This window comes from Subtercola boreus, from assembly GCF_003399635.1.
Lineage (GTDB): Bacteria > Actinomycetota > Actinomycetes > Actinomycetales > Microbacteriaceae > Subtercola > Subtercola boreus_B.
Map to the genome: position 1 here is coordinate 66,487 of NZ_NBXB01000021.1, position 19,728 is coordinate 86,214.

A 19,728-nucleotide genomic window follows, 5' to 3' on the forward strand; every position below is an offset into this window, starting at 1 on the left:
AGCCAGGTGACGACAGGGGTCTCTGCAGGGCTGCGGCCCGAACGTCCCGAAGCTCGCCCCGTCTCTGAACTGGCTCGCCAATTCGGTCTCGAGGTGCACGGCGACATCGACGGACTGCTCGTCACCGGCATCACCCTCTCGTCGAAGACGGTGCTGCCGGGGGACCTCTACGTGGGGTTGGCCGGAGTGCACGCGCATGGCGCCCAGTTCGTGGGCGACGCCCGCGAGAAGGGCGCTGTCGCGATCGTGACGGATGCCCGGGGGCTCGCCCTCGCCGCGCAGTCGGGGCTGCCCGTGCTGGTCACGAGCGAACCCCGTTCATCCCTCGGCGCCCTCTCGGCGTGGGTCTACCAGACCGCCGACTACGCGCCCCTCCTCTTCGGTGTCACCGGTACCAACGGCAAGACGAGCGTCGCCTACATCATCGAGGCGATCCTCCGTCAGCTCGGTGTGCTGGCCGGCCTCAGCACCACCGCCGAGCGGCGGATCGGCGACTGGGCCGTGACGAGCGCCCTCACCACGCCCGAGGCGACAGAGGTGCACGGCCTGCTCGCCCGGATGCGGGAGGCCGACGCGGAGGCCGTCATCATCGAGACCTCGGCGCAGGCGCTCACCCGCCACCGTGTCGACGGCATCGTCTACGACGTCGTGGGGTTCACGAACCTCACGCACGACCACCTCGACGACTACGGCACCATGAGTAAGTACTTCGAAGCGAAGGTTCCCCTGTTCACGGCCGAGCGGGCGAAGCGCGGGGTCGTCATCAACGACAGCGAGTGGGGCACACGGCTCGCCCGTGCCGCGACCATCCCGGTCACCCAGCTCTCGACCTACCCCGGCAAAGCGGCCGACTGGTACGCCGCGATCCTCCGCGAGACGATCGACGAGACCCGGTTCATCCTGAACGGTCCCGACAACCTCTCGATCACGACGTCGATCCCGGTTCTCGGCCGACACATGGCCGAGAATGCGGCGCTGGCGCTGGTGATGCTCGTCGAGGCGGGGTACCCGCTCGCCGCTATCGCAGCGGCCCTCGGCCGTGACGGAGGCATCGACGTCTACATCCCCGGCCGGGCCGAGCGCATCGCGAACTCCGGCCCCGCGGTCTTCATCGACTACGGCCACAGCCCCGATGCGTTCACCAGCACCCTCGACTCGCTTCGCCGGGTGACGGAAGGTCGCATCATCATGCTCTTCGGCGCGGACGGCGACCGCGACCCGTCGAAGCGCGTCGAGATGGGCCAGATCGCCGCCCGGCTCTCCGACGCGGTGGTGGTGACCGACTTCCACCCACGGAGCGAGGATCCCGCCGCGATCCGGAAGGTTCTCGTCGATGCCGCACGCTCGGCTGTGTCCGCACGCGAGCTGTACGAGGTCGCCGACCCGCGCGACGCCTTCCGCAAGGCCCTCTCGATCGCCGGCCCCGGCGACGCGATCCTCTACGCCGGACCCGGCCACGAGGACTACCACGAGGTAGCCGGCGTACACATTCCCTACTCGGCGAGAGACGACGCCCGTCTCGCGCTCCACGAATCCGGATGGCTGTAGAACCATGCTCGACCTGACTCTCGACGACATCGCCCGCACGATCGGCGGCACTCTCGTGCTCGGCGACCGTGCGGTGCAGGAGGGCACCTCCGAGGTGTCGATCGTGAACGGTGCTGTCGACACCGACTCCCGGGAGATCGTTCCGGGAGGCGTCTTCGTGGCGAAGCCGGGCGAATTCAGCGACGGGCACCTCTACGTTCCGGCCGCTGTGGCGAACGGGGCCGAGCTCGTGATCGTCGAGCACGTGATCGACGCTCTCACGGTGCCCCAGATCGTCGTGTCGAACTCGGTCGAGGCGCTCGGGATGCTGGCCACAGAGGTGATCCGGCGCATCCGCGAGCTCGGGGTGCTCACCGTCGTCGGCATCACCGGCTCGAACGGCAAGACCACCACGAAGAACCTCCTCCACACGATCCTGAAGCGCCAGGGACCGACGATCGCCCCGCGCGACTCGTTCAACAACGAGGTCGGGGCGCCGCTCACGATGCTGAAAGTCGAGCCGGAGACCCGCTTCCTGGTCGCCGAGATGGGTGCCAGCGCGCCCGGCGAGATCACCCGGCTGGTCCGGATGGCGCGGCCCGACATCGGCGTCGTGCTGACCGTCGGCCTGGCCCACGCCGGCGAGTTCGGTGGCATCGAGAAGACGCTTGCCACGAAGACCGAGATGGTCACCGATCTGCTGCCGACGGATGTCGCGGTGCTGAACCTCGACGACTACCGGGTCGAGGGCATGGCCGAGAAGACCCGTGCCTCCGTGCTGTGGTTCGGCCTCGACGCCAACGCGGGGGTGCGGGCATCCGACCTCGTGCAGACCACGGCGGGCACCGACTTCACCCTCACCCTGCCGACCGGCGAATCGCAGACAGTGCACTTCAGCGTGCTCGGCGAGCACCACGTCACCAATGCACTGGCCGCGGCAGCGGTCGCCCACACCATCGGGGTGCCGCTCGCCGACATCGTCGCTGCGCTGGAGTCGGTGACGCGCGCCGAGCGCTGGCGCATGGAGGTGCTGCCATCGACGCAGGGCGTGACGATCATCAACGACGCCTACAACGCCAGCCCCGATTCGATGCTGGCCGGCCTCAAGACGCTCGCCCAGATCTCGGGACCGGGCATCCGGCGCGTCGCGATCCTCGGCGAGATGAGTGAACTCGGTGAGTTCTCGCTCGAGGAGCACGACCGCATCGGCCGCACCATCGTGCGGCTCGGCATCGAACGCATCTTCGTGGTGGGCGAGGGAGCCAGGGCGCTCCACCTGGCCGCGACGCACGAGGGTTCGTGGGACGGCGAGTCGGCGTTCTTCGACACTGCCGACGAGGCGTACGCTCTGCTCGAGAACGAGTTGCGTTCCGGAGACGTCGTGCTGGTCAAGTCGTCCAATTCGGCGGGACTACGGTTTCTCGGCGACAGGCTGGGGGAGCACTTCGCATGATCACACTCATCGGTGCGGGTGGCCTCTCGATGGTCTTCTCGCTGTTCATGACGCCGGTCTTCATCCGGTTGTTCAAGAAACTGGCCTGGGGCCAGTACATCAACATCGATGGCCCGGCCTCACACCACGTCAAGCGGGGAACGCCCACGATGGGCGGCATCGTCATCATCCTGGCGACGCTGTTCGGCTACTTCGGGGCGCTGCTGGTCACCGGCAACCCGCCCTCGATCTCCGTGCTGCTGGTGCTGTTCATGATGGTCGGCCTCGGCGTGGTCGGGTTCATCGACGACTTCCTGAAGGTGCGCAAGAAGCGGAGCCTCGGCCTCGGGCCGACGGCCAAGCTGATCGGCCAGCTCGTGATCGGCGGAGCCTTCGCCCTGATGGCGATGAGCCTGACCGGCCCGAGCGGGCTGACCGTGGCCTCCACCCACATCTCGGCCATCCGTGACCTCGACTTCGACTTCCTGCAGTGGGGCGTGATCGCGGGCACCATCGCCTTCGTGATCTGGATCGTGCTGATCGTGCTGGCGACCTCGAACGCGGTGAATCTCACCGATGGGCTCGACGGTCTGGCTCCCGGATCCGCCATCCTCGCCATCGGCTCGTTCGTCATCATCGGTTTCTGGCAGGCCAACCAGAGTTGCGCGAGCCTGACACTCGACCCCGACGTGACCTTCAAGTGCTACAACGTGAACCAGCCGCTCGACCTCGCGGTGATTGCGGCGGCCATCGCCGGGGCGCTCGTCGGCTTCCTCTGGTGGAACACGAACCCTGCCAAGATCTTCCTCGGCGACACCGGTTCGCTCGCGATCGGCGGGGCGCTCGCCGCGCTGGCCATCGAGAGCCGCACCGAGCTGCTGCTCATCCTGATCGGCGGCATCTTCGTGATCGTCGCCGGGCAGGTCGTGGTACAGCTCACCTACTTCCGTCTCACCGGTGGCAAGCGCATCTGGCGCGCGAGCCCGCTGCACCACCACTTCGAGGTCAAGGGCTGGGCCGAGGTCACGATCGTCGTGCGCTTCTGGATCATCGCGGGCCTCTGCGTGGCGGCCGGTGTCGGCGCCTTCTACCTCGAATGGATCCTGCAGGCGTGACTGACAGACTCGACACCCTGACCAGCTGGCACTCCGACTGGACGGGCCTCCGTGTCGGTGTGCTGGGCCTTGGCAAGACCGGTTTCTCGGTCGCCGACACCCTCGTCGAGCTCGGGGCGACCGTGCTTGTCGTCGCTCAGCAGGCTGACGACTCCCAGGTGCGCCTGGTCGAGGTCATCGGCGCAGGGCTCGTGCTCGACGAGGTTCTGGATGTCCCGCCTCCCGCTCTCGTCGCGCTGAACCCCGAGGTGCTGGTCGTCTCGCCGGGCTTCCACCCCGATCATCCGGTGATCCTCTGGGCGGCTGCAGCGGGCATCCCGGTCTGGGGTGACGTCGAACTCGCCTGGCGGCTGCGGGACAAGGTCGGAAAGCCTGCCGAGTGGATCGCCATCACCGGCACCAACGGCAAGACCACGACGACGCAGCTGACCGCGACCATGCTCGTGGCCGGTGGGCTGAGGGCCGCGCCCTGCGGCAACATCGGCATCCCGATCCTCGATGCCATCCGCGACCCGCAGGGGTTCGATGTTCTGGTCGTCGAGCTCTCGAGCTACCAGTTGCACTCGACCTTCAGTATGTCGCCGTACGCCGCTGTCTGCCTGAACGTCGCCGACGACCACCTCGACTGGCACGGCTCGGCCGAGGCCTACGCTCGGGCCAAGGCCCGCGTCTACACGAACACCCGCGTGGCGTGCGTCTACAACCGGTCGGATGCCCGCACCATCGCCATGGTCGAGGAGGCCGAGGTCGTCGACGGTGCCCGCGCCGTCGGATTCGGGCTCGGGGTTCCGGGGCTGAGCGACTTCGGCGTGGTGGACGGCATCCTCTGCGACCGGGCCTTCACCGAAGAACGTCGCACGACCGCCCTCGAGATCACCACGGTGGCCACGTTGGCCGAGCGGGGGCTCGCAGCGCCCCACACGGTGGCGAACATCCTTGCCGCCAGTGCCCTCGCCCGCTCGATGGGGGTCTCCGTCGAGGCCGTCCGGGCGGCTCTGGCCACGTTCGAACTCGACCGTCACCGTATCGAGCAGGTCGCGACATCCGGCGGCATCACGTGGATCAACGACTCGAAGGCGACGAATGCGCACGCCGCAGACGCCTCGCTCGGAGCCTTCGAATCGGTGGTCTGGATCGCCGGCGGGCTGCTGAAGGGCGTAGATGTCGGGCCCCTGGTGGCGGCTCGGGCGACGAAGCTCCGGGCCGTCGTGCTGATCGGTGTGGATCGGGAAGCTCTCAGGAACGCATTCGAACGACACGCCCCCGGGGTGCCCGTGTTCGAGGTCGACGGCACCGAGACTGAGGGAGTGATGTCGGCCGCTGTGCGGTTGGCCTCCGCTGCAGCAGTGCCCGGTGACGTGGTGCTGCTGGCGCCGGCCGCAGCGTCGATGGACCAGTTCGTCGACTACTCCGACCGGGGTGACCATTTTGCCCGGGCAGTACGTGAACATCTTGGAGGTGGGGCAGCTGACGAACACCATGCGCCGCCCTCAGGGCACTCGCCCGAATAAGCCGTCTGCCGGAACCCTGCCCCCCGCCGCATCCGGAGCAGCCAGGCCCTCGGCCGCCACCTTCGCCTCCACCGGCGCATCCCGGGCCCGCACCGCGCGCATCTCGGTGAACCGGGTCTTCCAGGCGGAGTCGAGCAACTACTACTTCCTCCTCGGTACCACGCTGTTCCTCGTGGTGCTGGGGCTCGTCATGGTGCTGTCGTCGTCGTCTATCGACTCGTACACAGCCCGCCAGGGCTTCTTCGGCACCTTCTGGAAGCAGGGTGTCTTCGCCCTCATCGGCGTGCCGCTCATGCTCGTCATCTCGCGGCTGCCGATCCGGTTCTGGAAGCGCTGGGGCTGGCTGGCGCTGGCCGGCGGGGTCATCCTGCAACTCCTCGTGCTCTTCACCCCGCTGGGGATCACGGTCGGTGGCAACCTGAACTGGTTGAACGTCGCCGGTGTGAGCCTGCAGCCCTCCGAACTCATCAAGCTCGGCCTCGTCATCTGGATGGGCGTCATTCTCGCGAAGAAGCAGCGCTACCTGCACCTCTGGGGGCATGTCGCGATCCCTGTGCTGCCTGTGGCCGGCGGCGCCGTGCTGCTGGTCATGCTCGGCGGCGACCTCGGTACCGTGATGATCATGGCCGGCCTGCTCTTCGGTGCCCTCTTCTTCGCCGGCATCCGGCTCCGCATGTTCATCATCCCCGTGATCCTCGGCGGTATCGCGATCGCGATCATCGCGGCGTCGAGTTCGAGCCGGGTCTCCCGCATCGGCAGCTTCCTGAGCGAAGGCTGCACCGACTACTCGGGGGAGTGCTGGCAGACCCAGCACGGCCTCTTCGCCCTCGCCAACGGCGGCTTCTTCGGTGTCGGCCTCGGCAACTCCAAGGCCAAATGGTCGTGGCTGCCGGCCGCCGACAACGACTTCATCTTCGCTATCATCGGCGAGGAGCTCGGCATGATCGGGGCGCTCGTCGTGATCGCGCTGTTCGTCGCGCTGGCCATCGCGTTCCTCCGCATCGTGCGGTCGTCGAAGGACATGTTCTCGAAGGTCGTCTCCGGCTCGGTCATGGTCTGGATCATCAGCCAGGCCTTCGTGAACATCGCCGTCGTACTGGGGGTGATCCCGGTTCTCGGCGTGCCTCTCCCGCTCATCTCCTCGGGCGGTTCGGCCCTGATCACCACCCTCATCGCGATCGGGGTCGTGCTCTCGATCGCGCGCGGGCAGACGAAGGAGACCGCGAGCGATCCGGATGCCGGTGCCCTCCAGGCACCGGGGTCGGCCTCTCTTGCCTCCCGTCGGCGCACGGTGCGCTCGAAGTGACCACCTATCTGCTGGCCGGCGGCGGCACAGCGGGCCACGTGAACCCGCTGCTCGCCACGGCCGACGAACTGCGCCGCCGTGACCCCGGTGCCGAAATCGTGGTCGTCGGAACCGCAACGGGCCTCGAGGCGCGCCTCGTGCCGGAGCGCGGCTACGAGCTCGTGACGATCGCCAAGCTCCCGTTCCCCCGCCGGCCGAACCGCGCGGCCATCTCGTTCCCGAACGCGCTCCGCGGCGTCATCGCCGACCTCACCCGGCTGATGCGGGAGCGCCGCGTCGACGTGGTCGTCGGTTTCGGGGGCTACGCAGCTGCGCCGGCGTATCTCGCGGCGCGGCACGCGAAGGTGCCGCTGGTCATCCATGAGGCGAACGCCCGGCCGGGGCTCGCGAACCGGCTCGGTGCGCGGTTCACCCCGTTCGTCGGGTTGGCGTTCCGGGCGGGCATGCTGCCGCACGGGCGCTTCGTGGGGATGCCGCTCCGCCGCGAGATCCAGGCGCTCGTCGGAGGACCGAAGGCCGCGGCCCGCGCCGAGGCGCTCACGCTCTTCGGCCTCGACGCCGGCCGGCCCGTGCTGCTCGTGACCGGCGGCTCGCTCGGTGCGGCGCAGATCAACGGCAGTGTCTTCGCGGCCGCCGCAGACATCGTCGCGGCGGGCTGGCAGGTGCTGCACATCACCGGCAACCGGTCGGAGCTGGTCGATCCGGGCATCCCGGGCTACCGGATGCTCCGCTACTGCGACCGGATGGAACTCGCCCTGGCAGTGGCCGACCTCGCCGTCTCGCGTGCGGGAGCGGCGACCGTCTCCGAACTGGCGGCGCTCGGGGTTCCGGGCGTGCTGGTGCCCTACGCCGTCGGCAACGGCGAGCAGCGCTTCAATGCGGTCGACCTCGTCGAAGCGGGTGGCGCCGTGCTGGTGCGCGACGCCGACTTCACGCCGGAATGGATCCGCTCCTCCCTCCTGCCGCTGCTCGGCGACAGGGCCCGTATTGGTGACATGGCCGCAGCAGCGCTCGGCGCCGGAGTGACGGACGGGTCGGCCCGAACCGTCGACCTGATCGAAGAAGCCCTGAAGGGCGCGTAACGTTGTCTACTCGCAGAACGACAGGATGCACAGCGTGATCAAACCCGATCTGACCCTCGAGATCCCGGCAGAACTCGGAGCCGTGCACTTCGTCGGCATCGGGGGGGCGGGCATGAGCGGCATCGCACGCCTGTTCCTCGCGGCGGGTGTGACCGTGACGGGTTCCGACCGCACCGACTCGAAGACCGCCGAGAAGCTCCGCGCACTCGGCGCCACCGTGCACATCGGCCATGATGCCGCGAACCTCGGCGACGCCGACACCCTCGTCGTCACCAGCGCGCTCTGGCCCGACAATCCCGAGCTCGTGCTCGCCCAGCAGCGCGGCCTGCCGGTGCTCCACCGGTCGCAGGCGCTGGCCTGGCTCGTGAACCGCCGCCGCCTGGTCTCTGTTGCCGGCGCGCACGGCAAGACCACGTCGACCGGGATGATCGTCACCGCCCTCCTCGGCCTCGGAGCCGAACCCAGCTTCGTCAATGGCGGCGTCATCTCCGCCCTCGGCACCAGTTCGGCGTGGGGCGAGGGCGAGCTGTTCGTGCTGGAGGCCGACGAGTCCGACGGCTCGTTCCTGCTCTACGACACCGCTGTGGCGCTCATCACGAACGTCGACCCCGACCATCTCGACCACTACGGATCGGTCGATGCCGTCGAGGACGCCTTCGTGACCTTCGCCGACGAGGCCTCCGAGCTCGTGGTGATCTCCTCCGACGACCCGGGCGCGCTGCGGGTCGCCTCCCGGCTCACCGCATCGCGGGTGCTCTCGTTCGGATTCGCCACGGGCGCCGACGTGCGACTGCGCTCCGTCGTCACGGCCGGGCCGGTGACGTTCGCGGTCGACTACCTCGGGCAGACGTACGCCGGGAGCCTCCAGGTTCCGGGCATCCACAACGCCCTGAATGCTGCGGGGGCCTTTGCGGTCCTCGTCGGTCTCGGCTTCGAGCCGGCAGCCGTGCTCTCTTCGCTTGCTCCGTTCGACGGAACCGGTCGCCGCTTCGAACTGCATGACACCGTGCGGGGCGTGAGCGTCTACGACGACTACGCGCACCACCCGACGGAGGTGGATGCCGCACTCACCGCCGCACGCACCGTCGTCGGTGAGGGGCGGATCATCGCCGTGCACCAGCCGCACCTCTACAGCCGCACGCAGTTGCTCGCGGGTGAGTTCGCCGAGACGCTCGAGCGCACGGCCGACTTCACCGTGGTGCTCGACGTCTGCGGTGCGCGCGAGGATCCGGTGCCCGGGGTGACGGGGGAGACCGTCTCGTCGCGCTTCGCGGACCCCTCGCACGTCGCCTACATCTCGGACTGGCAGGAGGCGGCCGACTTCACGGCCTCCCTCGCCCGCCCGGGGGACTTCGTGGTGACGCTCGGCTGCGGAGACGTGAACCTGATCGTGCCGCAGCTGCTCGCCTCGCTCGCCGCGATGCCTGCTGCGTCTGCGGATGCCGATGCAGGTGCCGCAGCCGTGGCGCCCGCAGACGGGCCCGACGCATAACGTGTACAGCCGATGAAGCGCCCCAACGGAGTCACACCGCCGCCGACCCCACCCGCACCCCCCGCGGCCGCGGCAGTGAAGCGGCCCCCCGCCACTCCGCCGTTGACCATGACGAGGGTCAAGGCGGCCGCGCCTGCCGCCGTCCCCGTCCCGCCCGCCACAGTCGCGCCTGCCATCGTCGTGCCTGCCCCCGTCTCACCCACCACCTCGAAGCCCGCCCCTTCAGGAACTCCGGCCACCCCCGCACCTCCGGCCACCCCCGCACCTCCGGCCACCATCAACGTGGCACCGCGAAGGGACGCAAAACGTTCCACAGGCGAACCGGAAGAGCACTCTGGGTCCCTTCCGTTGCCGAGCGGCGGCGCCGGGGTGCGGTCCGCGAAGAGCGCGCTCCGGGCGGCCGCCCGCCGGCGCCGCAGGGTCGAGCAGCAGGAGGCCCGCCGCTTCACCGAGCGGAGCCGCCGCCGGCGTCTCACCTGGATCGTCTCGCTCGGCGCCGTCGCCGCCCTCGTGCTCGTGGTGCTGTTCACGGCCTACTCGCCGGTGTTCGCCGTGCGGGCCATCACCGTGCAGGGCACCTCCCGCATCGACGCCGGCCAGGTGCAGTCCGCTCTCGCTGACCAGGTCGGCAAGCCGCTCGCCCTGGTGGACTTCGGGCGGATGAAGTCCGAGCTCGCCGGCTTTCCGCTCATCCAGAGTTACTCCACAGAGTCCTCTCTGCCGAACACCCTGATCGTGAGGATCGTCGAACGGCAGCCCGTTGCACAGATCACGGCGGCGGTCGGCGGATTCGACCTGATCGACCCCGCAGGTGTCGTCGTCTCGCACAGTGACGCCCGCCAGGCCGACTTCCCGGTCATCGACACGGCGGCCTCGGCTGTCGGCAGCGCCGGCTTCGTCGGAGCGACCGCCGTTCTCCGGGCGATGCCGGCCGACCTGCTCGCCAAGGTCGACACGATCAGCGCGGCGACGCCCGACTCGGTGTCGTTCACGCTCACCGGTGCCGGCCAGAAGGTCGTCTGGGGCAGCGACGCGAACTCGGCCCTCAAGGCGAAGGTGCTCGACAAGCTGATCGGCACGCAGGATGCGGAGAAGTCACTGACCTACGACGTCTCGAGCCCGGAGAGCCCTGTCGTCTCGGGCTGACCGGTCGCGGGCCGACCGGCGCCGACCTGACCGGCCCCCGTGCCGACCTGCACGGCCCGATTCGGCGTGCAACATGCGACACGCCAAAGCGCGTTACGGGTGTGTCACCGCATCGCGCCTAGGTTGATCAAAAGAAATACATACTCAGCATAACATTAACTCTCAACTTGAGCTTGAGACCCGGAGGCCGGACGTGACATCGAACCAGAACTACCTCGCCGTGATCAAAGTGGTCGGCATCGGTGGCGGCGGCGTGAATGCCGTCAACCGGATGATCGAACTCGGTCTTCGCGGCGTCGAATTCATCGCCATCAACACCGACGCTCAGGCGCTGCTGATGAGTGACGCCGACGTGAAGCTCGACGTGGGCCGCGAGCTCACCCGTGGCCTCGGTGCCGGTGCCGACCCCGAGGTCGGCCGCCGCGCCGCCGAAGACCACGCCGAAGAGATCGAGGAGGCCCTCGCCGGGGCCGACATGGTCTTCGTCACCGCCGGTGAGGGTGGTGGCACCGGAACCGGTGGCGCCCCTGTCGTCGCTCGCATCGCCAAGTCGATCGGCGCGCTCACCATCGGTGTCGTCACGAAGCCCTTCGGCTTCGAGGGCAAGCGCCGCATGGCCCAGGCTGAAGACGGTGTCGCGACCCTGAAGAACGAGGTCGACACCCTCATCGTCGTGCCGAACGACCGCCTGCTCGAGATCAGCGACCGCGGCATCAGCATGTTGGAGGCCTTCTCGACGGCCGACCAGGTGCTGCTCGCCGGTGTGCAGGGCATCACCGACCTGATCACCACCCCGGGCCTCATCAACCTCGACTTCGCCGACGTCAAGAGTGTCATGCAGGGTGCTGGCTCCGCACTGATGGGGATCGGATCGGCCAGGGGGGCCGACCGTGCCATCAAAGCCGCAGAGCTCGCCGTCGCCTCCCCGCTCCTCGAGGCCAGCATCGAGGGCGCCCACGGCGTGCTCCTCTCCATCCAGGGCGGATCGAACCTCGGCATCTTCGAGATCAATGACGCCGCGAAGCTCGTGCAGGACGCGGTGCACCCCGAAGCCAACATCATCTTCGGTGCCGTCATCGACGACACCCTGGGCGACGAGGTGCGGGTCACGGTCATCGCGGCGGGCTTCGACACGGCCGAGACGATCGCCGATGCGGCCGCCAAGCGCGGTTTCACGGTGCCGAACGACGCGAGCGACCTGTTCGCCGGGGCCGGTGCGGGAGCGGGTTCAGGATCGGGTTCCGGTGGAGCACCCGCCGCGCCGCAGACCCGCCGCGACCGCCCGGAGGAGCCGCAGGCCTCCGCAGCCTCCTGGGCGCAGAACCCGGAGCACAGCCTCACCGGCACGGCCCAGCTCGACCCGGCGTCCGATGACGACGACTCCGACCTCGACGTTCCCGACTTCCTGAAGTAGCAGCCATCGCCGGGAGCACCGTGCCGAACGAGGGCGGGCCAGACCTTGCGGGTCGGCTCGCCCTCGTTCGTGCATCCATCGCCGAGGCGGCGGGTGCCGCGGGCCGGAACGTCGACGACCTCACCCTGATCGCCGTGACGAAGTTCCACGACGCCGCCCTGCTCCGCGAACTCGCCGCACTCGGGGTCACCGACTTCGGCGAAAGTCGTCACCAGGAGGCCCGCGAGAAGGCACGTGAACTCGCCGACCTCGACCTCACCTGGCATTTCATCGGGCAGCTCCAGAGCAAGAAGGCCAGGCAGGTGGCCGAGTATGCCAGTATCATCCACTCGGTCGACCGTGCGTCGCTCGCCGACCTGCTCGCCTCCGAGGAGCGGGAGGCGAACGGAACGCCGATCGGCTGTTTCGTGCAGGTCAACCTGACACCGGATCCCGATCGCGGGGGCGTCCGGCCCGAGGATGCCGTGGCCCTCGCCGAACATCTCGAGACGATCCCCGGGCTCGATCTCCGGGGGGTGATGGCCGTTGCGCCGAACGAGGGCGAACCCCGCGCGGCCTTCGCCCTGCTGCGAAGCATCTCCGACGCCGTGCGGGCCAGTGTGCCCCGGGCATCCGCCATCTCTGCGGGCATGTCGAACGACTTCGCCGCAGCGATCGCCGAGGGCGCGACACACCTACGGATCGGTTCCGCAATCACCGGAATCAGGCCCGCGCGCGGTTAATCTCTACGTAGGCACCCGAACATCCAACCCGGAGGAAGACATGGCCAATCCACTACGCAAGACGATGGTCTACCTCGGGCTTGCCGATGAAGAGCTCGAGTACGAAGACACGCAGGCGGCCCCGGTGGCGCACGTCGCCCACCCGCAGGCAGCGCAGGCACCCGTCGAACGTGCGGTTGCTCCGGCCCGCGAACACACCTCCCGGGCCGAGTCGAACTCCGGTCGTGCCCCGGTGACCCCACTCCGTCGAACCACGACTCCCAAAGAGGCGGCCCCGCTCGAAATGAATGAAATCCTCACCGTCCACCCGAAGCAGTACAAAGACGCGCAGATCATCGCCGAGAGCTTCCGCGAGGGAATCCCCGTGATCATCAACCTGTCGCAGATGACGGATGCCGACGCGCGGAGGCTCATCGACTTCGCAGGTGGCCTCTCCCAGGGCCTCTTTGGCAAGATCGAGCGGGTCACCAGCAAGGTCTTCCTGCTCTCCCCGTCGCATGTTTCCGTCTCCGGCGAGGCCCAGACCGACACACGCACAGAATCTTCCTTCTTCGTCCAGTCATAATTGACGAGTGGGTTCACTCGTAGCAATCATCGCGACCGTCGTCTATCTGGCGCTGCTCCTGTTCTTCTTCGTGATGTGGGGCAGGTTCATCCTCGACCTCGTTCGGAGCTTCCAGCGGCAGTGGCGCCCCCAGGGCGCCGTCCTGGTGCTGGCAGAGGCCGCCTACACGGTCACGGATCCGCCGATCAAGTTCTTCCGGCGGCTGATTCCGCCGCTCCGGATCGGTCCGGTCGCCTTCGATTTCGGCTGGACCATCGTGATGCTGCTGGTGATCATCCTGTTGTCCGTGGCCAGTTACGTGCGGGTGATTGCCGCTTGATCGCATCTCGCATGTATCGTAGTTGCTGAAACGCCAAAACGTTCCCTAGACAGCCTCTGGGTTCCCTAGACAGTCACAAGTAATAAAGGTGGAAGAACATGCCGTTAACTCCGGAAGAAGTTGTTAACAAGCGCTTCTCGCAAACCCAGTTTCGGGCCGGTTACGACCAGGACGAGGTCGATGACTTCCTCGACGAGGTCGTAGTCGAGCTTCGTCGCCTGATTGCCGAGAACGAAGAGCTCCGCGCGGGCATCGTGCCGAGCGCTGCCGCACCTGTTGCTGTCACGAGCGCGGCTGCCGCCAGCGAAGAGGCTGCACCGGCCGAGCCCGCAGCAGAGGTCAGCGAAGAGACGGCTGTCGTCGACGTGGTCAAGGAGGCTCCTGCGGAGACGCCCGAGCCCATCGCAGCACTCGTCGCCGTCGCACCGACCACCGTCGGTGACCCCGAAGACGCCGCAAGCACCACCAGCCTGCTGCAGCTCGCCCGCCGCCTGCACGACGAGCACGTCAAGGAGGGCTCCGACAAGCGCGCCGCCCTCATCGAGGAGGGCCAGGCCACGGCCAACCGCCTCGTTGCCGAGGCCGAGGCGAAGCAGCGCACCGAGCTCGCCAAGCTGAACCAGGAGAAGGCCGGCATCGAACACCGCATCGATGAGCTCCGCACTTTCGAGAAGGAGTACCGCCAGAAGCTTCGCGGATACATCGAGAGTCAGCTCAGCGACCTCGACTCCTCCGGCGAGAGTGCTCCCGCCGGCAGCTTCCAGGGCTTTGGAGCCTGAGCACGAGACGACAGCCCCGAACCTCGACGCCGGTGTCACCTCCCAGGTGACTCCGGCCGAGGGCCGATCGAGAACGATCAGTGTTCGCGCACTGGTCGTTCTCGTGCTTGTGGCGGTTGTTGTTCTCGCCATCGACCAGGGTGCGAAGGCGCTCGTCGTCGCCAACCTTCCGCTGAACGAGTACGTCCCTGTGCTGGGTGACGTGCTGCAGTTCTTCTACGTGACCAATTCCGGTGCCGCGTTCTCGATCGGCAACGCCTACACCTGGATCTTCTCGATCCTGGCGGCCGCTGTCGTCGTCTTCATCGTCTGGTTCGCCCGGCGCATCCGCTCGCTCGGCTGGGCCGTGGTCTTCGGCCTGCTGCTCGGCGGAGTGCTCGGCAACCTCGGCGACCGGCTGTTCCGCGAACCGGGGTTCGGGGTGGGCCACGTCGTCGACTTCGTCAAGATCCCGTTGCTCCCCGCCATCTTCAATCTCGCCGACACGGCGATCTGCGCGGCGATGGTGGTGTTCCTGATCCTCACGATCCGGGGGATCGGGCTCGACGGCCGTCGTGCTGCGCGGCAGGAGCCCTCAGGTGCGGCGGATGTCTCGGACGACTCTGTCGCAGAGAAGACCGACTGACGTGGAATCCCGTCAACTCCCGGTGCCTGACGGCCTCGACGGCGAACGTGTGGACGCGGCCCTGGCCAAACTGATGGGGTTCTCCCGCAGCTTCGCCGCCGACGTGGTCGAGGCCGGCGGAGTGAGCGTCGACGGGCGCGTCGTCGGCAAGTCCGATCGGCTCCGACAGGGCACCTGGCTCGAAGTGAACTGGGCGCCGAAGGAGGAGCTGCGCGTCGAACCGACGCCGGTCGAGAACCTCACGATCATCCACGACGACGACGACATCGTGGTGGTGGACAAGCCCGTGGGCGTCGCCGCGCACCCCTCCGTCGGCTGGACCGGCCCCACCGTGCTCGGTGCCCTCGCGGCGGCCGGCTTCCGCATCTCGACCTCGGGCGCCGCCGAACGCGCCGGCATCGTGCACCGCCTCGACGCTGGCACCAGCGGGCTGATGGTCGTCGCGAAGAGCGAAGACGCCTACACCTGGCTGAAGCGGCTCTTCCATGACCGCGAGGTCGACAAGATCTACCACGCCGTCGTGCAGGGGCACCCCGATCCACTCGCGGGCACCATCGACGCGCCCATCGGCCGTCACCCTCGCTCCGACTGGAAGTTCGCGGTGGTGGCGTCGGGCAAGCCGAGCGTCACGCACTACGAAACCCTCGAGGCGTTCCCGAGTGCGTCCCTGCTCGAGATCCACCTCGAGACCGGCCGCACACACCAGATCCGGGTGCACATGGCGGCCCAGCGGCACCCCTGCGTCGGGGACGCCATGTACGGCGCCGACCCGACGATCTCGGCCCGGCTCGGCCTCGGCCGACAGTGGCTGCACGCCCTGAAACTCGGGTTCGTGCATCCGGCATCGAGGGAGTACGTGCAGTTCGAGTCGACCTATCCAGCCGATCTGCAGCACGCGCTCGACACGCTCGGCGCCGACTGAATGTCGGTGGGCTGAGGCTAAACTGATGACCTCAACCCCTAGCTAGTCGGAGAAGATTTGTCACCCGCGTCCGATTCGTTCGTTCATCTCCATGTGCACTCCGAGTACTCCATGCTCGATGGCGCCGCGCGTGTGAAACCCCTGATCGAGGCGGCAGTCGAGCAGGGGATGCCCGCCGTCGCCGTCACCGACCACGGCAACGTCTTCGGTGCCTTCGACTTCTGGAAGACGGCGACCGACGCTGGCATCAAGCCCATCATCGGCACCGAGGCCTACATCACGCCGGGCACGCACCGCGGAGACAAGACCCGTGTCAAATGGGGTGGCCCGAACTCGGGTCGCGACGACGTGTCGGGGTCGGGTGCGTACACGCACATGACGCTCCTGAGTGAGAACACAGCCGGGATGCACAACCTCTTCCGGCTCTCCTCGCGGGCGTCGCTCGAGGGGTACTACTTCAAGCCCCGCATGGACCGGGAGCTGCTTTCCCAGTATTCGAACGGCCTGATCGCCACCACCGGATGCCCGTCGGGCGAGGTGCAGACGCGCCTTCGCCTCGGGCAGTACGACGAGGCCGTGAAGGCGGCATCCGACTACCGTGACATCTTCGGCCCTGCGAACTACTTCGCCGAGATCATGGACCACGGGCTCGGCATCGAGCGCCAGATCATGGGCGACCTCTTGCGGCTTGCGAAGCAGCTCGACCTGCCGCTGGTCGCCACGAACGACCTGCACTACACGCATGCCCACGACGCGACATCCCATGCCGCCCTGCTCTGCGTGCAGTCGGGATCGACGCTGAGCGATCCGAACCGGTTCAAGTTCGACGCCGACGAGTTTTACCTGAAGACCGCTGCGGAGATGCGACAGATCTTCCGCGATCATCCGGAAGCCTGCGACAACACACTGCTGATCGCCGAGCGCTGCGAGGTCACGTTCGACACCTCGGCGAGCTACATGCCGCGCTACCCGGTGCCTGCCGGTGAGACCGAAGACACCTGGTTCATCCAGGAGGTCGAGAAGGGGCTCGTCGACCGCTACCCGCTGGGCATCCCGTCGGATGTGCGCGCCCGCGCCGACTACGAGGTCGGCGTCATCGTGCAGATGGGGTTCCCCGGCTACTTCCTGGTGGTGGCCGACTTCATCAACTGGTCGAAGAACAACGGAATCCGGGTCGGGCCCGGCCGTGGATCCGGTGCCGGCTCGATGGTCGCCTACGCCATGCGCATCACCGACCTCGACCCGATCCGCCACGGCCTGATCTTCGAGCGGTTCCTGAACCCGGATCGCGTCTCGATGCCCGACTTCGATGTCGACTTCGACGACCGGCGCCGCGGCGAGGTCATCCGGTACGTGACCGACAAGTACGGCGACGAGCGCGTCGCCCAGATCGTGACCTACGGCACCATCAAGGCCAAGCAAGCGCTGAAGGACTCGTCCCGGGTGCTCGGCTTCCCGTTCGGCATGGGGGAGAAGCTCACCAAGGCGATGCCGCCGCCCATCATGGGCAAGGACATCCCCCTCTCGGGCATCTTCGACACCGCGCATCCGCGGTTCAAGGAGGCGTCGGATGTGCGCGCCGTCATCGAGGCCGACCCCGAGGCCCGCACAGTGTTCGAGACGGCCGTCGGCATCGAGAACCTGAAGCGCCAATGGGGCGTGCACGCGGCCGGCGTGATCATGTCGAGCGATCCGCTGATCGACATCATCCCGATCATGAAGCGCGAGCAGGACGGCCAGATCGTCACGCAGTTCGACTATCCGGCCTGCGAGTCGCTCGGGCTGATCAAGATGGACTTCCTGGGGCTTCGAAACCTCACGATCATCGACGACGCGCTCGACAACATCGAGTCGAACCGTGGATTCCGGCCGGTGCTCGAAGAGCTGGAACTGGATGACGTGCCGGCCTACGAACTGCTGGCGCGGGGCGACACGCTCGGGGTCTTCCAACTCGACGGCGGGCCCATGCGCGGGCTCCTCCGGCTGATGAAGCCCGACAACTTCGAAGACATCTCGGCCATCCTGGCGCTCTACCGGCCGGGGCCGATGGGTGCCGATTCGCACACCAACTATGCGCTCCGAAAGAACGGGCTGCAGCAGGTCACGCCGATCCATCCGGAGCTCGAGGAGCCGCTCCGGGAGGTGCTCGGGCAGACCTACGGCCTGATCGTCTACCAGGAGCAGGTGATGTCGATCGCACAGAAGCTCGGCGGGTTCACGCTCGCCCAGGCCGACCTGCTGCGGCGGGCGATGGGCAAGAAGAAGAAGAGCGAGCTCGACAAGCAGTACGAGGGCTTCTCCAAGGGGATGAACGACAACGGCTACTCGAACGCGGCCGTCAAGACACTGTGGGACATCCTGCTGCCCTTCTCGGACTACGCGTTCAACAAGGCGCACTCGGCGGCCTACGGCGTCATCTCGTACTGGACCGCGTACCTCAAGGCGCACTACCCGGCCGAGTACATGGCGGCGCTGCTGACGTCGGTGGGCGACTCGAAGGACAAGTCGGCGATCTACCTGAACGAGTGCCGGCGCATGAACATCACCGTGCTGCCGCCGGATGTGAACGAGTCGATCGGGTTCTTCGCCGCCGTCGGCGAGGACATCCGGTTCGGCATGGGCGCCGTGCGTAACGTCGGTTTCGCCGTGGTCGACCACATCATCGAGGCGCGGAAGTCGAAGGGCGCCTTCACGTCGTTCCACGACTTCCTGCAGAAGATCCCGTTGGCGGCGACCAACAAGCGGACGATCGAGTCGTTGATCAAGGCGGGCGCGTTCGACTCGCTGGGCGACACCCGCCGGGCGCTGGTGGAGATCCACGAGTCTGCCGTCGAGGCGGCTGTGAGCGAGAAGAGGGCCGAGGCGAACGGCCAGGTCGGTTTCGACTTCGACTCGCTCTGGGACGCACCGCAGGACAACCGGCAGGTGCCCGACCGGCCGGAGTGGTCCAAGCGCGACAAGCTGGCCTTCGAGCGTGACATGCTCGGGCTCTATGTGTCCGATCATCCGCTCGCCGGGCTCGAGATAGCCCTCGCCAAACACGCGTCGACGACCATCACCGACATGCTGACCTCGGAGCACACGGCCGACGGTGACACGGTCGTGGTCGCCGGGCTGATCACGAATGTGCAGCACCGGGTGGCGCGCAACTCGGGCAACCAGTACGGCTCCATCGTGGTCGAGGACTTCGGCGGTGAGGTCACAGCGATGTTCATGGGCAAGGCGTACCAGGAGTTCTCGCCGGCCCTGACGAACGACTCGATCGTGGTGCTGCGGGGGCGCGTCTCGATCCGGGATGACGGGATGAACCTGCACGCGTTCAGCCTGTTCACCCCCGACCTCGGCAACGCCGACGGGGGAGGGCCGATCGAGATCTCGATGGCCGACGCCCGTGCGACGACGGAGACGGTGCAGGCGCTGAACGACGTGCTGATCAGGCACTCCGGTGACAACGAGGTGCGGTTGAAGCTCCTGAAGGGCGGCACCGCGCGCGTGTTCGAGATCCCGTACCGCGTGCGCATCACGGCCGACCTCTACGGCGAGCTGAAGTCGCTCCTCGGCCCCGCCTGCCTCCTCTGACCCGCGGTTGCGCCCCCACACCCGCGCGTTCTCGGCCGCGGAGTCGATTTCCGCCCCAAAAATCGGGCGGCGTCAAGTGGTGGTTGCAACTGGGGGGTCAGGCTGCCTCGGTGAGGAGTCTGTTCAGCCGTGTGGCTGGGGTGTCGTAGTCGAGGGTGGGGCGGGGGCGGCTGTTCAGGGTCGCCGCGACGC

16 protein-coding genes are annotated in these 19,728 nt (G+C 67.7%); all 16 read left to right on the top strand.

Translation table 11 applies throughout. The features are described 5' to 3' along the window. Positions 1 to 6 precede the first annotated feature (6 nt). The 16 genes from B7R22_RS07285 (at position 7) to dnaE (ending at position 19,536) form a co-directional block, all read left to right on the top strand. Entirely contained in the window at positions 7 to 1,548 is a 1,542-nt protein-coding gene (locus B7R22_RS07285) for a Mur ligase family protein (RefSeq protein ID WP_116411114.1), read from the top strand. A gap of 4 nt (positions 1,549 to 1,552) precedes the next feature. Next, a complete protein-coding gene (locus tag B7R22_RS07290; RefSeq protein ID WP_116411115.1) occupies positions 1,553 to 2,980 on the top strand; it encodes a UDP-N-acetylmuramoyl-tripeptide--D-alanyl-D-alanine ligase in 1,428 nt (475 codons plus the stop codon). Beyond that, on the top strand, positions 2,977 to 4,074 hold the full coding sequence (gene mraY / locus B7R22_RS07295; RefSeq protein WP_116411116.1) for a phospho-N-acetylmuramoyl-pentapeptide-transferase: 1,098 nt from the start codon (positions 2,977 to 2,979) through the stop codon (positions 4,072 to 4,074). The genes B7R22_RS07290 and mraY overlap by 4 nt, the downstream gene beginning before the upstream one ends. Next, positions 4,056 to 5,585, top strand: coding sequence for a UDP-N-acetylmuramoyl-L-alanine--D-glutamate ligase (murD, locus tag B7R22_RS07300; RefSeq protein WP_116411117.1), 1,530 nt, complete (start codon positions 4,056 to 4,058; stop codon positions 5,583 to 5,585). The genes mraY and murD overlap by 19 nt, the downstream gene beginning before the upstream one ends. Continuing rightward, the gene (gene ftsW / locus B7R22_RS07305; protein WP_116411131.1) at positions 5,554 to 6,891 is read left to right on the top strand and encodes a putative lipid II flippase FtsW; all 1,338 of its coding nucleotides are present in this window, start codon (positions 5,554 to 5,556) and stop codon (positions 6,889 to 6,891) included. Before murD ends, ftsW begins: the two co-directional genes overlap by 32 nt. After that, complete coding sequence (locus tag B7R22_RS07310; RefSeq protein WP_116411118.1) at positions 6,888 to 7,973, top strand: UDP-N-acetylglucosamine--N-acetylmuramyl-(pentapeptide) pyrophosphoryl-undecaprenol N-acetylglucosamine transferase; 1,086 nt, start codon at positions 6,888 to 6,890, stop codon at positions 7,971 to 7,973. Before ftsW ends, B7R22_RS07310 begins: the two co-directional genes overlap by 4 nt. Positions 7,974 to 8,007: 34 nt before the next feature. Further along, on the top strand, positions 8,008 to 9,465 hold the full coding sequence (gene murC, locus B7R22_RS07315; RefSeq protein ID WP_116411132.1) for a UDP-N-acetylmuramate--L-alanine ligase: 1,458 nt from the start codon (positions 8,008 to 8,010) through the stop codon (positions 9,463 to 9,465). A gap of 108 nt (positions 9,466 to 9,573) precedes the next feature. Then, a complete protein-coding gene (locus tag B7R22_RS07320) occupies positions 9,574 to 10,611 on the top strand; it encodes an FtsQ-type POTRA domain-containing protein (RefSeq protein WP_253258942.1) in 1,038 nt (345 codons plus the stop codon). Between the two features lie 193 nt (positions 10,612 to 10,804). Further along, a complete protein-coding gene (gene ftsZ, locus B7R22_RS07325) occupies positions 10,805 to 12,025 on the top strand; it encodes a cell division protein FtsZ (protein ID WP_116411120.1) in 1,221 nt (406 codons plus the stop codon). 20 nt (positions 12,026 to 12,045) lie between these two features. Beyond that, positions 12,046 to 12,747 (top strand): YggS family pyridoxal phosphate-dependent enzyme, encoded by a 702-nt coding sequence (locus B7R22_RS07330; RefSeq protein WP_116411121.1) that lies wholly within the window; start codon positions 12,046 to 12,048, stop codon positions 12,745 to 12,747. Positions 12,748 to 12,787: 40 nt separating this feature from the next. Further along, positions 12,788 to 13,312: a cell division protein SepF gene (locus B7R22_RS07335; RefSeq protein WP_116411122.1), complete on the top strand. Its 525-nt coding sequence runs from the start codon at positions 12,788 to 12,790 to the stop codon at positions 13,310 to 13,312. A 7-nt stretch (positions 13,313 to 13,319) separates the two neighbouring features. After that, the gene (locus B7R22_RS07340) at positions 13,320 to 13,631 is read left to right on the top strand and encodes a YggT family protein (RefSeq protein ID WP_301182601.1); all 312 of its coding nucleotides are present in this window, start codon (positions 13,320 to 13,322) and stop codon (positions 13,629 to 13,631) included. A 98-nt stretch (positions 13,632 to 13,729) separates the two neighbouring features. After that, positions 13,730 to 14,410 carry a DivIVA domain-containing protein gene (locus B7R22_RS20065; RefSeq protein ID WP_116411123.1) on the top strand — a complete coding sequence of 227 codons (681 nt, stop codon included), beginning with the start codon at positions 13,730 to 13,732 and terminating at the stop codon, positions 14,408 to 14,410. After that, complete coding sequence (lspA, locus tag B7R22_RS07350) at positions 14,400 to 15,035, top strand: signal peptidase II (protein WP_253258937.1); 636 nt, start codon at positions 14,400 to 14,402, stop codon at positions 15,033 to 15,035. Before B7R22_RS20065 ends, lspA begins: the two co-directional genes overlap by 11 nt. Position 15,036: 1 nt before the next feature. Next, on the top strand, positions 15,037 to 15,957 hold the full coding sequence (locus B7R22_RS07355; RefSeq protein ID WP_116411124.1) for an RluA family pseudouridine synthase: 921 nt from the start codon (positions 15,037 to 15,039) through the stop codon (positions 15,955 to 15,957). Between the two features lie 111 nt (positions 15,958 to 16,068). Next, positions 16,069 to 19,536 carry a DNA polymerase III subunit alpha gene (dnaE, locus tag B7R22_RS07360; RefSeq protein ID WP_116411135.1) on the top strand — a complete coding sequence of 1,156 codons (3,468 nt, stop codon included), beginning with the start codon at positions 16,069 to 16,071 and terminating at the stop codon, positions 19,534 to 19,536. The last annotated feature ends 192 nt before the right edge of the window (positions 19,537 to 19,728 follow it).

What these genes read in the sequence shown, in the direction of transcription:
- B7R22_RS07290 (WP_116411115.1), top strand. Translation starts at nt 1,553, where the DNA reads ATGCTCGACCTGACTCTCGACGACATCGCCCGCACGATCGGCGGCACT.
- mraY (WP_116411116.1), top strand. Translation starts at nt 2,977, where the DNA reads ATGATCACACTCATCGGTGCGGGTGGCCTCTCGATGGTCTTCTCGCTG.
- murD (WP_116411117.1), top strand. Translation starts at nt 4,056, where the DNA reads ATGGATCCTGCAGGCGTGACTGACAGACTCGACACCCTGACCAGCTGG.
- ftsW (WP_116411131.1), top strand. Translation starts at nt 5,554, where the DNA reads ATGCGCCGCCCTCAGGGCACTCGCCCGAATAAGCCGTCTGCCGGAACC.
- B7R22_RS07320 (WP_253258942.1), top strand. Translation starts at nt 9,574, where the DNA reads ATGACGAGGGTCAAGGCGGCCGCGCCTGCCGCCGTCCCCGTCCCGCCC.
- B7R22_RS07335 (WP_116411122.1), top strand. Translation starts at nt 12,788, where the DNA reads ATGGCCAATCCACTACGCAAGACGATGGTCTACCTCGGGCTTGCCGAT.
- B7R22_RS20065 (WP_116411123.1), top strand. Translation starts at nt 13,730, where the DNA reads ATGCCGTTAACTCCGGAAGAAGTTGTTAACAAGCGCTTCTCGCAAACC.
- dnaE (WP_116411135.1), top strand. Translation starts at nt 16,069, where the DNA reads ATGCTCGATGGCGCCGCGCGTGTGAAACCCCTGATCGAGGCGGCAGTC.